Here is a 12,370-nt window from a genome sequence, read left to right as displayed (position 1 = left end):
TTTTACAGCTTTGACAAGCGTTGATAGATAACGAAAGAAGGCACCTATTTGAGAGTGCCTTCTTTCTACATAATCGATTCATGGATGATGTGAAGAAAATTATTAAAGGATGTGGAGTGATGCAATTCATTTTTTCTTGTACAAAGGTAGATCGGTCGTTGGATATCAATGTCCTTAATAAAAACGCGGGCAACTTGCTGCTGTAGAATAAAGCTAGAAGCTGCTATGGATGGTGCTAGCATCGTACCAAAACCTGCTGCAATGGCATGTATGGATTCATTAATTCCGTCTAGTTGTAAACCTACTTTCGGTGGAGGAATTTTATGCACTTTACATAGGGCATTTAAGTATTCTTTTGTGGAACTACCATCCTCCCTTGTGACGAAGGGCTGCTGCATAAGTTCTGCAAGGGACACTGTTTGACCTGCCAGATGATGATTGTACGGCACAATAAACCAATAATCCAAATTCATTAGAAATTGATAATTAATATCAGCATGATGTCCATCTTCTTTGACGATAAAAGCTAAATCAGCTTTATAATGGAGTAAATCCTCAATCACTTGCTGGGAATTGGCGGTCTTTAAATGAATATGTGTTGCTGGATAAACTTGTTTAAATTGAGCTAACCATTTAGGTAGTAAAAAATGGGAGGGAACATGCGTGGAGGCAATTTGCAGTTCTTCATTGCCCGTATTTTTAAGCTGTTCAACTTTATTTTCAATATCAGATTCTAGATCAAATAAGCGCTGTGCCTGTTTGTATAAAAAAGTACCATTTTGTGTTAGCGAAATGCCCCTACCTTTGGCTTCTAGCAGTGTCAAGCCTAGTTCTTTCTCTAAATTTCGAATTTGAATGGTTACAGCAGGCTGACTAATCATAAGTGTCTGTGCTGCTTTGGAAACACTATTGAGTTCAGCCACCTTTGTAAATAAACGTAGAGCATGTAAATTCATGTCATTACACCTTTCATAAATTTTTTTTATGCTTTTATATACATTATATATTAGATTTATTAATTTGCGCTCTGTATCCTTTTAATTACAGTAGAATATATGAGAGGGGGGTTCATCATGAATCGACAACATGTAGGAATTGTCTTTGGAGGAATTTTGTTATTGGTTGTTGCAATGGGGATTAGTCGATTTGCCTTCACACCGATTCTACCCTTTATGCGTCATGATGTAGGATTTTCATTGGAAGTGGCTGGGTTTTTAGCTTCAAGCAATTATATTGGTTATTTCATTGGCGCATTATGGGCAGGGTTCATTTATCGACAACGTAAAAATGTTTTGATGGCAAGTGTTGTTACCAATGTCCTATCTGTTATATTAATGGGCTTAATAGAAGTGTATAGTGTCTGGCTAGTTCTGCGTTTAATTGCGGGCATTACAGGGGGCCTTATTTTTGTGTTAACATCGAGTATTATTATGGATTACTTGGCGAAGCATTCATTATCACGATGGTCTGGCTATGTATTTAGTGGAATAGGCTTAGGGATTGCTATTTCAGGTTTATGTGTACCTGCTATAGAAGCAAGATTTGCTTGGCAGGGTGCATGGTTAGGCTTAGGGATTTTATCAGCAATTTTTTTATTTATTACCTCTTATTTATGGAGAAGTTTAGTGGTGCAGGACAGCACAAAAGTTACGAAATCTCTTGATACAAAAATGACAAAGGGTTTTATGCCATGGTTGATTTTATCCTATGGCTTAGAGGGGTTAGGCTATATTATTACAGGTACTTTTTTAGTCGATATTATTCATAATATTCCTTCTCTTCAAGCTTACTCTTCCTATAGCTGGGTCATTGTGGGGCTAGCGGCTATCCCATCAGCTCCTGTTTGGACGGTCTTATTAGAGAAGTTTTCAGCTATAAAAATTTTGTTTGTGGCGTACATACTGCAAGTGGTTGGTATCCTGTTACCTGTTTTTGCACAAACGGTATGGAGCGTTTTACTAGCATCGTTTTTATTCGGTCTAACCTTTGTAGGTATTGTCACGCTAACTACTTCCTATGCACGACAGCTATTCCCGACAAAGAGCGGATTCGTTGTTTCTTTATTAACAACCTTTTATGCTTTTGGACAAATTATCGGACCGATTATCGCAGGAAAACTGGTTGAAGTTTATAGTAGCTATAAAGCAGCACTTATATTTGCTGGTGTCATAGTGTTTCTTGCATTGCTCGTTATGGTAATTGGTAGATGGCTAACTGTAAAAAAAGAAGCTGTTGCTGAACATACAATTTCTATATAACGCATAAAAGCCAGAAATCCTATTTGGATTTCTGGCTTTATCATTTACTTAAAGAAGCCGTGCCTCTATCTACATGGTATTAAAAAATAAAATAAAAGTCTATATATTTTTTTCTTTATATGGAAAAATAGACAAGTGCACACAGGACGTAACGTTACGATTTTACTTTGAAATGGGGACTGTAAATGAACACAGAACAAGCTATTCAACGCTGGAATCGATATGCGGAAAGGTATACAGCAAACTACGATGAGCAGGGGGATATTCATCGTGTCGTACTGTTAAATCCAACCATCTTTTCTTTGCTAGGTGAGATAGATGGAAACCATCTATTAGATGCAGGATGTGGAGAAGGCTATTTAAGCAGATTACTGGTAAAGAAGGGTGCAAGAGTAACAGCTGTTGATTTTTCACAAAAAATGCTAGACATTGCTATGGAAAGAACACCACAGCAGGAAGCTATTCAATTTTTACACGGGAATTGTGAAAATTTATCCTTTTTAGCAGATGAACAATTTGATGGTATTGTTTCAAATATGGTTCTCCAAGATTTAGAGGATTATCAGGCTGCTCTGTGTGAGATGTTTCGATTATTAAAACCTAATAGCACTTTTATTTTTTCGATTTTACACCCATGCTTTGTGACACCAAATAGTGGATGGATGAGACATGAGCAGCTAGATCAACAATACTGGAAAGTCCAACGTTATTTTTATGAAGGGGAGTATCACCAGCTAGATGCTGACCCACCGATAGTTCTATACCATCGAACATTAACAAGCTATGTGCAAGCAATTAGGCAAGCTGGATTTACGATTGATGCTATGGTAGAGCCTAAGCCATCACAAGACATGCTAGAGAAGTATCCTCAATTTGTGGAAGATTTGCATTGTGCAGATTTTATTGTTTTTAAATTAAGGAAATAAAGGAGAAGTACCCATGCGTTTATTTCATGTCAGTGAAGACCCTACTATTATGATTTTTCATCCTCGACTGCCTGAGCGACCAGATTTAGATGCCAAAAAAGGGCTAGTATGGACAATCAACGAAAAATGCCTGCCAAACTATTTAACGCCAAGAGATTGTCCGCGTGTCTGCTTTCATGCAGGAGATCAAACAACAGAGCAGGACAGACAGCAATATCTATCTCAAGCTTCACATGTAGTGGTCATAGAAAACAAGTGGTTAGAAGTATTGAAAACTACAAGTCTTTACCTATATGAGTTTGATAGTAAAGGATTCACTTTACAGGATGATATTGCGGGCTATTATACGAGTGAAATAACACAAATACCCATCCATGTCTCAGAGATCAATGATATAGCTAAAGCATTATTGGAGCGCAATGTTGAATTGCGAATCGTGGATAGCTTATGGGAAATACATGATAAAATCCAAACTACAAGCTTAAATTGGTCGATGTGCAGAATGCGCTTTGCACAACCAAGATTCTAAAAACAAGCCTCGTTATGCACCTATTGCATGGACGAGGCTTATTTATTATTAGACAGTCGATGTTTGTTCAATTGGTGCTGAAGAGATATTGACTAATTTCTTATCTTGATATGTAAAAATATAATCATAGTTTGCTGTTTCATTGAGCATCTTAGGTAAATAATATTTTAAGTCCGCAATACCTACATTTTCAGGGTGGAAAATCCAAGTAAGCTCCTTCCAATCAAGAATGCCCTCAGCAACCTTTATCGGTGTTACATAGGGAAAAGATTCAGGTAGTTCCGCTATAAACGCATACATACAGCCATAGTTAACAACCCCATCTGTCCAAGTTATTTTACCTTTATAGGTAATATCCTCAACCGTAATGCCTGTTTCTTCTTTAATTTCTCGTAAGGCACCAGCTAATGGTGTTTCATCCTGTTCAATTTTGCCACCAACACCATTCCATGCGCCCATCCACTGAGGCTTATCTCTATTCAATAAAAGGATATAATCTCCCTTCTTCAGAAAACAAATTGTAAATTCAGCCAAGTTTGTTCCTCCCTTTTCTTTAGTTATCTGAATTGGCAGGAGACCAGCCAGTCTGCTGACTCCAATGATTTGCTTGTTTTAAAATTTCCCATATAATCGGTTCTTTAGATTTTGTATAGTGTTGACGATTAAATTTGTATTTCTTAGCCAATTCATATTTTACCTGCTCATAGCGATGACAGTAATCTGGATGACAGCGCAAAAAATCTCGAAATAATAGGGCTAGCTGCTCTGCCCAACTACCAGCCTGTCGAACATGAATATGTACTCGTCTATCTCCTAGAGCCTCTCGAAAATAGCGTTTAGACTTGTCTGTATTTTCTGCTCGATAACTAAAACCTAGAGATTCTAATGGAATTTTAAATGCTGCCAATGGTGTAAACGATGCAACGGATATTTGTATATCAATTACAGGTTTTGCTGCTAACCCTGCTACAGCGGTTGAGCCAATATGATCAATTCTCAGCGCTCTATTTCCTAAGGCCTCCCGCAATTGACAGCCTATGCTATGAAATTCCTTAGCCCATTCATCTGTATAAGGTAAAATCAAAATAGGATCAGGCATTCTATCTCCTCCCTTGGTCTTCATAAAATTATTGTAGCATGCGTGTTATAGTGGAATAAAGATAGTAGAGGGAGTGAGAAAACGATGATTTTAATAAGTGCTTGCTTAGCAGGTTTAAATGTTCGTTATAATGGCACAAACAGTCTAGATGAAAAAATACAAAAGCTCGTGTTAGAAAATAAAGCTGTCACGGTTTGCCCAGAGCTGATGGGAGGCTTTTCAACGCCCCGCGAACCTGCTGAAATTGTAGGTGGCAATGGACAAGATGTACTTGATGGCAACGCAACAGTGGTTGAAAGTTCTGGACGAGATGTCACAGATTTATATCTGAAGGGAGCCTATGCAACCTTACAAAAAGCACTTGAGGTAGGGGCAACTCATGTCATTTTAAAGGAATATAGCCCATCCTGTGGCAGTGCAAAGATTTATAACGGTGCGTTTAATGGAACAAAATTAGCTGGCGAAGGAGTAACTACGGCATTGCTTCGAAGAAACAATATCGTCGTGCTATCTGAAGAGAATTTTTTTGAATGATTAAAAGGCCCCTAAACTAGTAGGGGCCAAATTTATTTATTCAACAATTAATATGCGAGGCGACGTTTTAGCAATTATTTTGGTCGAAATCCAGCCGCCAAAAATGGCAGCTATTACACTTACAAAGCTTATACCGATACTTGTTGGCCAGTTTATAACAAGCGGTAGTTCGAGTAAGCCATAATCTAAAATAATTGACTGAAGTGCAAGAGGAATTAATTTTATCCCGATAAAGATTCCTGCTAATGCACCCATTATGGATAGAAGTAAAATACCGATTGTAATCGACCATCTAATATTTGTTGAGGTCATTCCAATTGATTTATAAATGCCATACGTGCTACTTTCTTTTCTAACATTAATTCGTGATACACTAAAAATAATGATGCAGGTTACGATGATAAATAAAATACCAACGATTGAAAGGGGAATGACTAAAACGGCCACGACTTCTTTAAAGACGGCATCTAATAATAGCTGTTGTGTGACAGCTGATACTGAACTTTTAAAGTGCGTATTTAAATCCTCAACGAATGGCGTAGCGACTGTTTCATCTAAAAGATTAATCATACTTACCTCGGAAGTAGTGTAGGTAGTATTATAAACTTTAATAACCTCTGCTGTAATCCTTGCTGAATTCGACATATTTGCTATCGATTGATAGATTCCAGTAACAATAAGAAAATGCGGTTTCCCCTCAAGATAAACTTCTACCATATCGCCTATATTTTTATTTAAAGCGCGAGCTACATTGAGTCCAATCGCGATTTCGTTCTTACTGATTGGATTACGGCCAGACATTGTCACATAGCCAGCGGCATCAAAGCTACCCTCAATCACATTGACATTAATATTTAATGGGGGATTGCTGTCATTAGGAAGTATGCCTGTGAATTGATCAAGCCATGCATGATCTTTAACCCGTTCATCAGCCATTAAAAAATCTTCAAATTGTTGTTTTGTAAAAGTTTCTTTATTAGATACAGTTACTACTACATGTGAGGCATCATATCCCCATGAAGGAGATGTTTCTTTGATGGAAATAAAGCTATTTAATATGACTACACTAAAGACTAGTATGGCAGACGTAATGGAAGTAAGTGCAATAACAAGAATGGAACTTTTTATGTTTTTTGTGATACTTTTAAGACCAATTTGAAGTTGAATCGGTAGACTGCTTAATCGAAATAATCTATTCGAGCTGTTTCTGCGCCGATTCATTTTACTATTTGCACTTTCTGACATCCCATATTTGATGGCCTGAACAGGCTCTACATTTCGCGCCTTGTGTGAGTAGAAATAGGCAGTGAGTAGCACGATGCCAAATAAGATGAGAGCAATCACTATGTTAAATAGAGTATCTTGATGTATGGTTAAATGATTTCCTGCCTTCATATAAGATAAGGAGCTTTCTATAATTATTCTGGAAAGGAATTTACTAATGATGATGCCAGGTATAATTGCGACAGCAGATAACAATCCGAATTGTAATACGTAAGTGATACTTATCTCTCGAGAAGAAAGACCCAATGATTTGATAACGCCTATTGTTCTGTAATTCGTTAAAATGGCATCGGAAATACTAAAACCAATAACAAACAAGGAAACCAAAAGCATAGCTATACCAAAGGCGATCATAATAAAGCCAATGATTTTATTAATGATCAAATAAAAAGAAGCTATTTCTTCATATTCCATTTTAGATTCAAGATAAGGTCCCTGCAGATACTTTTCAAAATCACCCCAATAATTGGTGTTTTGCTGATAGTCATTAAAGCGTAATGCCATCATGTACTGATCAGATCCTGGCATGGTTGCTAAATGCTGTTGATAATCAGTGTTGTTCATCCAGATACGAGCATTTGTTGTAAAAGGGCCTCCGTATGGCATATCAACCACAATACCTGACACTGTTAAATTAAACGTGCTCTCACCTGTATGAAATTCAATTGCATCACCGAGCGAAATGGTAGCGCTTGATGCCAATGATGTGGGAATCCAAATGGTACCCTCAGGAGGAGAGAGTTGCTTTTCACCCTCAGAAAATAGTAATTGATCAATCATAAACGGTGTATTTGGCGTATTCATCATAAATAAATAGATATTGGATATTTCTTTCCCATTGAAGGTAAAACTAGATAAATTTCTATAGGGTATGAGACTAGAAGTAGTCACGCCTGGTTGCTCCTGCCACCATTCGTTTACAGCAATCGGGTTATGAATATTGTTACCCATTGTTAAAACTTGATGGGCACCATTTGAATCATGATGGGCTTTTTCAAAAATATTGTTTGTATTGGTCAGTATAGTGACAGAAGTCGCCAGTAAAAGTGTTGATAAAAAAATAAGGACAACCATCAGTCCATTTTGTATTTTCCGTTTTCTTATATAGGAAGAGCAAAGGGTTATAATCGCGTACATTTTTTACTCCTTCCCGGCAACATAAGAAAAGATAATGTGTTCCCGTTCTTGTATGCTGGTATGATCATATTTTTCAAAGTTTAAGATCCCATCTATTTTTCCATCCTGAATGATGATTAGGCGATTCGCACGACAAGCTGCCTTCATATCATGTGTAATCATGACAATGGATTGCCCATTTCTATTTAAATTCGTTAAGGTATCTAATACTGCTACACCTTGATCAAAATTTAAACTACCAGTAGGTTCATCTGCAAATAACACTTCAGGATTGTTGACCAACGCTCTAGCAATGGCAGCTCTTTGTTGCTGTCCACCTGATGTTTGAGAGGGTAATCGATTTCGTTGCTTTTCAAGTCCCATTAAACTTAGTAGTTGCTCCGCTTTTTGTATGACTTCCTTTTTATTTTTTTTCGCGATGTATCCAGGAAGAGCAATATTCTCTAGTAGCGTCATATCTGGAATGAGATTGCTACTTTGATAGATATAGCCAACCTTCTGTGAACGCAAAGTAGCTAACTTTCGTTCAGAAAAGGTATCAAGTTTTTCTCCTTGAAAATAAACTTCACCTGCTGTAAGGGCATCAAGCCCACTTAAAAGATAAAGAAGCGTTGATTTACCAGAACCAGAATTCCCCATAATAACGGTGAAATCCCCTTTATAAATGTCGACATTCATATTCTTAATAGCATGGAATTGTTCGCTGCCGGTTGAATAGGTTTTACATAAATTTTGGGCTCGAATCAGTATCTCTTTTTCCATGATAAGGCCTCCTTAACTCATTTTCTTTAGTGTAATATGTAATTATTAGTAAGTCCTTATGAAATTATTAATAAATTCTTACAGACAGAGTAACCTTTCTTAATAGTAAACGTTATAATATGCGATTTAATAGATGTAATAAATAAGGAGGTTTGAGATATGCCCTTAACATTTGCTCATCCAGCGGCAGTCTTACCTTTTTCTCGAAAAAGTAAATATATTCATTTTTCTGCATTAGTTTTAGGAAGTATGGCTCCAGATTTTGAATATTTTTTAAGAGGTCGGCCAATAGGGGAGATTGGACATACCTTTGCAGGGTTCTTTTTATTCAATCTTCCACTCGTTCTTTTCATCTATTTGATTTATCAATGGTTTATCCAACAGCCAATCATGAGTCATTTACCAGAGTTTTTACAAGCTACAGAAAGCCATCAAATTGCAGGAAATAACATATGGAAAGTATTTGTTTTTGGCTACTCTGCATTGCTGGGCATGTTAACACATGTCATATGGGATTCATTTACACATCAAAATGGGCTTATGGTGACAAAACTTCGAGTTCTTACTCAAACATATACTTTCTTTGGCTATCAAATACCGATTTATAAATTTCTACAACACGGGAGTACGTTGTTTGGCATTGTGTTAATCTTTGGATATGTATATTACAGAGCAACTTTAAGCAAAGATAAAAAAACACCAGCTATATCGCCACGGAAAAAAATTATTTTTTGGAGTTTACTAGCGGTTTTAACGCTCGGATATGTATGTCTATGGCAGCTTACTAAAGCCATTCCTTTGGAAAGTTATGGAATATGGGTTGTCCGTATTATCGATTCATTTTTTGGTAGTATACTTACCCTTTCTTTCTTTTTAGCATATAAGAAAAGAACGTTGAAAGAAAAAAAGACTTCCTAAAACGGGAGTCTTTTTACGAGATGGGGAGTATAAGTGTAAAGGTAGTGCCTTCATTAGGCTTACTATGAAATGAAATGGACCCATGGTGCGCTTCCATAATATGCTGACAAATGGATAGGCCAAGTCCTGCGCCTTCATTTTTAATGACTGATTCACTTCCAGGCTGCCGACCTCTAAAGTAACGTTCAAAAATAAATGGCATATCTTCGGGAAGCATTCCATTACCAGTATCTATTACTTGGATATAGAGTGATTGATTTTCGATATAGGTAGTAATGGTGATGGTATCTTCATGAGAAGAATGCTTTAACGCATTGGTAATAAGGTTGGAGATCACCTGCTCTAGTCGATCAGCATCTACTAGAATAAGGACATTAGGAATCCTAGTAGGTCTTATAAAATGAATATTTGTTGTTTGGACATAATATTGAATTGGTTTCAGAATGTTTGTAAGAACGTCTTGGCTATATTGCTCTTTTAAATGGATCGGGATATGACCAAGCTCCTTTAAGGTATGAATAAATAAATCATCAACTAGCCTCGACATCTTATCCGTATTGGACTGCATGATTTGAATATAGGCCATAAGCGAGTCTTCATCTCGACAAATCCCCTCTGAAATAGCGTCTAAATATGCTTTGATTGTGGTTAAGGGAGTTCTTACTTCATGAGATATATTAGAAATGAGCTTCTTTTGAGTTTGCTCTTGTTCATTGTGCTGGATGGCTAACTGTTTAATCTCTACTCGCATTTGATCAAATACTGCATACAATTCACCAATCTCATCCATTTTCGAGTGGATGGTAATTTGTTCGTAATTTCCTTTTACAATTTCCTCTGTGTTGTCCTTTAGCTCATCTAAAGGCTTTAAAATATCTTTATGAACTTTCCTTACTATGAATAGGGCAAGGCAAATGATCAAAAGGCTCAAGAAGCCAATAAAGACGAATAAAAGAATCGAGTTGGAATTCGTCTGTTTTAAAGGAAAGAGAATGTCCTTGTTCAGGGAAAAAATAGCATTACCTATCTGTTCATTACTTTCTCCATTCATAATCGGAAAGGCTATATTAATCTTTCCAGGCTCTTGTTGTGAGGTAAATAAATCATAATGTATATCATGTTTAATATGAATAGTAGTTGAAACATCATTCTTAATTGAAGTGTAACTTACTGTTCCATCTAGTTGAACTACTGTAATATCAATATTCTTGTCATCACTCATTTGTTGTAGCGTGCTACGTACAGCTGAATCTAATGCGAAATTTGGAAAATGATCTTCTATGTACAATAATAATGGATTTACTGATAAACGAATTTGATTAATAACATATTTATCTTGTGATTCTTCTTGAGAAGTTTCTGCTGCAAAGTATAGTGAAAGGACAACGATAAACAATAGTACAACACAGATTAATAGAGTCCATACCCACTTATTCATCCAATTTTTTAGGTGCATTTGATTCTCCTATGAGTGATTGGGTGTACTGAATTTATAACCGACTCCCCAAACCGTTTGAAGATAAACAGGATGAGAAGGGCTGACTTCAATTTTTTCTAGAAGCCTTCTAATATAAACTGTAATTGTATTTTCATCTCCATAGGTCTCATAACCCCAAACGGCATCAAGTAACTGACCTTTAGAGAAAACTTGATTTCTATTTTTAGCTAGGAAAAATAGCAGTTCAAACTCTTTTGCTGACAGTGGTATTGGCTTGCTATCACGTAAAAAAATATATTCCTGTTTATTTATGACCATATTATCTATGTGAATGACATCTCCTCCCATATGCCGTCCATTATGCTGAAGCCATCTATCCTGTCTTCGTAAATGAGCGTTAATTCTTGCGACAAGTTCACTTAGAGAGAACGGTTTTGTCATATAATCATCTGCTCCAAAACCTAATCCCAGTACTTTATCTGTATCACTTCCTCGAGCACTTAAAATAAGAATGGCAACATTGCTGTTTTCACGGATTTTACGACATATTTCAATGCCATCACAATCGGGTAGAGAAAGATCAAGGATAATGAAATCAGGGTTAGATTCTTGCAAATAATGGATTGCTTCATGACCTGTTCGAACAATATGTGAATCGAACTGATTAACACTTAAGTAGTCCCTTATAATATTAGCTATATCATTTTCGTCTTCAACAATTAGTACTTTGATGTTCCCGTTGCTCATACATACTATCTCTCCTTAGTAAGATGTCTAAATCATTTTCTTCGGTTGACTAGGAAAAAAAACAAAACAATGATAAGGAATGCATAAATTATAATCCATGTGTATTGCCAATAAAAAACGTTGGGTATAACTTCAATTTGATCGCCCACACTCATCATTTCTAATGAAAAATGAAGAGGAGGAAGTAACCAAAGAAGTCCAGTTAGAATAGAATCTTTTAAAGTAGCGATCACGACAGAAATAATAAGGATGCCTATTACACCCCACCACGTATTTCGCCTATTTTTCACGAGTTCCCTAGTAAATAAAGCAGTGAGTGCAATGGCAAGTAACGATAAACTAAAATGAGACAAGAAACCTAGTAAAATATGTAATAGTTTGGGCTTCTCAAAAAATGCCTCTATTAGGATTGGATAGATGACAGAAACACAGCTTAGGCTAAAGGCAAGCAGCCCACAAATGATGAATATCCCTAAATTGTAGTCTATTGTTTTTCTCGTATGAAGGGTAGTAATCATTTTTTGTCCTTCATCTTCAGCATGAAATAATGTAACAGTAAACCAGCCCATTAAAAAAAAGAGCACAAGAGATGTAAATGAATAACTATCTAATATTGGGTTAGGGACAAAAGTATAATTAACGATAAGACATAGAATGAAGATTGTAAAAGGTGGAACGTAGTGATAGGTTCTTAAATAATTTATCAATTGATAACGTACTAAACTGCTCATCTTTTTC

General features: G+C 36.4%; 13 protein-coding genes. 5 read left to right on the top strand and 8 right to left on the bottom strand.

Annotated features, from left to right (window positions below; all coding sequences use genetic code 11):
* Positions 1 to 65 precede the first annotated feature (65 nt).
* Positions 66 to 956 (bottom strand): LysR family transcriptional regulator, encoded by an 891-nt coding sequence (locus tag QH639_RS22655; RefSeq protein WP_281115322.1) that lies wholly within the window; start codon positions 954 to 956, stop codon positions 66 to 68.
* A 117-nt stretch (positions 957 to 1,073) separates the two neighbouring features.
* Between QH639_RS22655 and QH639_RS22650 the strand changes: the two genes are divergently transcribed.
* From QH639_RS22650 to QH639_RS22640, 3 genes are all read left to right on the top strand, one after another.
* On the top strand, positions 1,074 to 2,258 hold the full coding sequence (locus QH639_RS22650) for a YbfB/YjiJ family MFS transporter (RefSeq protein WP_048391235.1): 1,185 nt from the start codon (positions 1,074 to 1,076) through the stop codon (positions 2,256 to 2,258).
* Between the two features lie 185 nt (positions 2,259 to 2,443).
* Complete coding sequence (locus QH639_RS22645) at positions 2,444 to 3,184, top strand: class I SAM-dependent methyltransferase (RefSeq protein ID WP_281115321.1); 741 nt, start codon at positions 2,444 to 2,446, stop codon at positions 3,182 to 3,184.
* A 13-nt stretch (positions 3,185 to 3,197) separates the two neighbouring features.
* Entirely contained in the window at positions 3,198 to 3,713 is a 516-nt protein-coding gene (locus QH639_RS22640; RefSeq protein WP_281115320.1) for a DUF6886 family protein, read from the top strand.
* 48 nt (positions 3,714 to 3,761) lie between these two features.
* Here QH639_RS22640 and QH639_RS22635 read toward each other — a convergent pair whose 3' ends face one another.
* Both QH639_RS22635 and QH639_RS22630 read right to left on the bottom strand, forming a co-directional pair.
* Positions 3,762 to 4,247: an NUDIX hydrolase gene (locus tag QH639_RS22635; RefSeq protein ID WP_281115319.1), complete on the bottom strand. Its 486-nt coding sequence runs from the start codon at positions 4,245 to 4,247 to the stop codon at positions 3,762 to 3,764.
* A 19-nt stretch (positions 4,248 to 4,266) separates the two neighbouring features.
* On the bottom strand, positions 4,267 to 4,812 hold the full coding sequence (locus QH639_RS22630; protein ID WP_281115318.1) for a GrpB family protein: 546 nt from the start codon (positions 4,810 to 4,812) through the stop codon (positions 4,267 to 4,269).
* An 84-nt stretch (positions 4,813 to 4,896) separates the two neighbouring features.
* Here QH639_RS22630 and QH639_RS22625 point away from each other — a divergent pair, with 84 nt between their 5' ends.
* Positions 4,897 to 5,346, top strand: coding sequence for a 2-thiouracil desulfurase family protein (locus QH639_RS22625; protein WP_066036629.1), 450 nt, complete (start codon positions 4,897 to 4,899; stop codon positions 5,344 to 5,346).
* A 36-nt stretch (positions 5,347 to 5,382) separates the two neighbouring features.
* On the opposite strand, the gene QH639_RS22620 is transcribed toward QH639_RS22625, so the two are convergent.
* Both QH639_RS22620 and QH639_RS22615 read right to left on the bottom strand, forming a co-directional pair.
* Positions 5,383 to 7,767: an FtsX-like permease family protein gene (locus QH639_RS22620; protein ID WP_281115317.1), complete on the bottom strand. Its 2,385-nt coding sequence runs from the start codon at positions 7,765 to 7,767 to the stop codon at positions 5,383 to 5,385.
* Positions 7,768 to 7,770: 3 nt separating this feature from the next.
* Positions 7,771 to 8,529 (bottom strand): ABC transporter ATP-binding protein, encoded by a 759-nt coding sequence (locus QH639_RS22615; RefSeq protein ID WP_048391228.1) that lies wholly within the window; start codon positions 8,527 to 8,529, stop codon positions 7,771 to 7,773.
* Between the two features lie 159 nt (positions 8,530 to 8,688).
* Between QH639_RS22615 and QH639_RS22610 the strand changes: the two genes are divergently transcribed.
* Complete coding sequence (locus tag QH639_RS22610) at positions 8,689 to 9,447, top strand: DUF4184 family protein (protein ID WP_281115316.1); 759 nt, start codon at positions 8,689 to 8,691, stop codon at positions 9,445 to 9,447.
* Positions 9,448 to 9,460: 13 nt separating this feature from the next.
* Here the strand turns inward: QH639_RS22610 and QH639_RS22605 are convergent, their stop codons facing one another.
* Genes QH639_RS22605 through QH639_RS22595 form a run of 3 tightly spaced genes read right to left on the bottom strand, consistent with a single transcriptional unit; the run spans position 9,461 to position 12,363 of the window.
* Positions 9,461 to 10,903 (bottom strand): sensor histidine kinase, encoded by a 1,443-nt coding sequence (locus QH639_RS22605; protein ID WP_259419226.1) that lies wholly within the window; start codon positions 10,901 to 10,903, stop codon positions 9,461 to 9,463.
* 9 nt (positions 10,904 to 10,912) lie between these two features.
* On the bottom strand, positions 10,913 to 11,632 hold the full coding sequence (locus QH639_RS22600) for a response regulator transcription factor (RefSeq protein WP_281115315.1): 720 nt from the start codon (positions 11,630 to 11,632) through the stop codon (positions 10,913 to 10,915).
* Between the two features lie 32 nt (positions 11,633 to 11,664).
* A complete protein-coding gene (locus QH639_RS22595; RefSeq protein ID WP_112117598.1) occupies positions 11,665 to 12,363 on the bottom strand; it encodes an ABC transporter permease in 699 nt (232 codons plus the stop codon).
* Positions 12,364 to 12,370 lie beyond the last annotated feature (7 nt).

This window comes from Lysinibacillus sp. 1 U-2021 (genome assembly GCF_029916965.1).
Lineage (GTDB): Bacteria > Bacillota > Bacilli > Bacillales_A > Planococcaceae > Lysinibacillus > Lysinibacillus capsici.
Note: the sequence above shows the minus strand (reverse complement) of the source record. Positions and strands in the feature narration are given on the sequence as shown.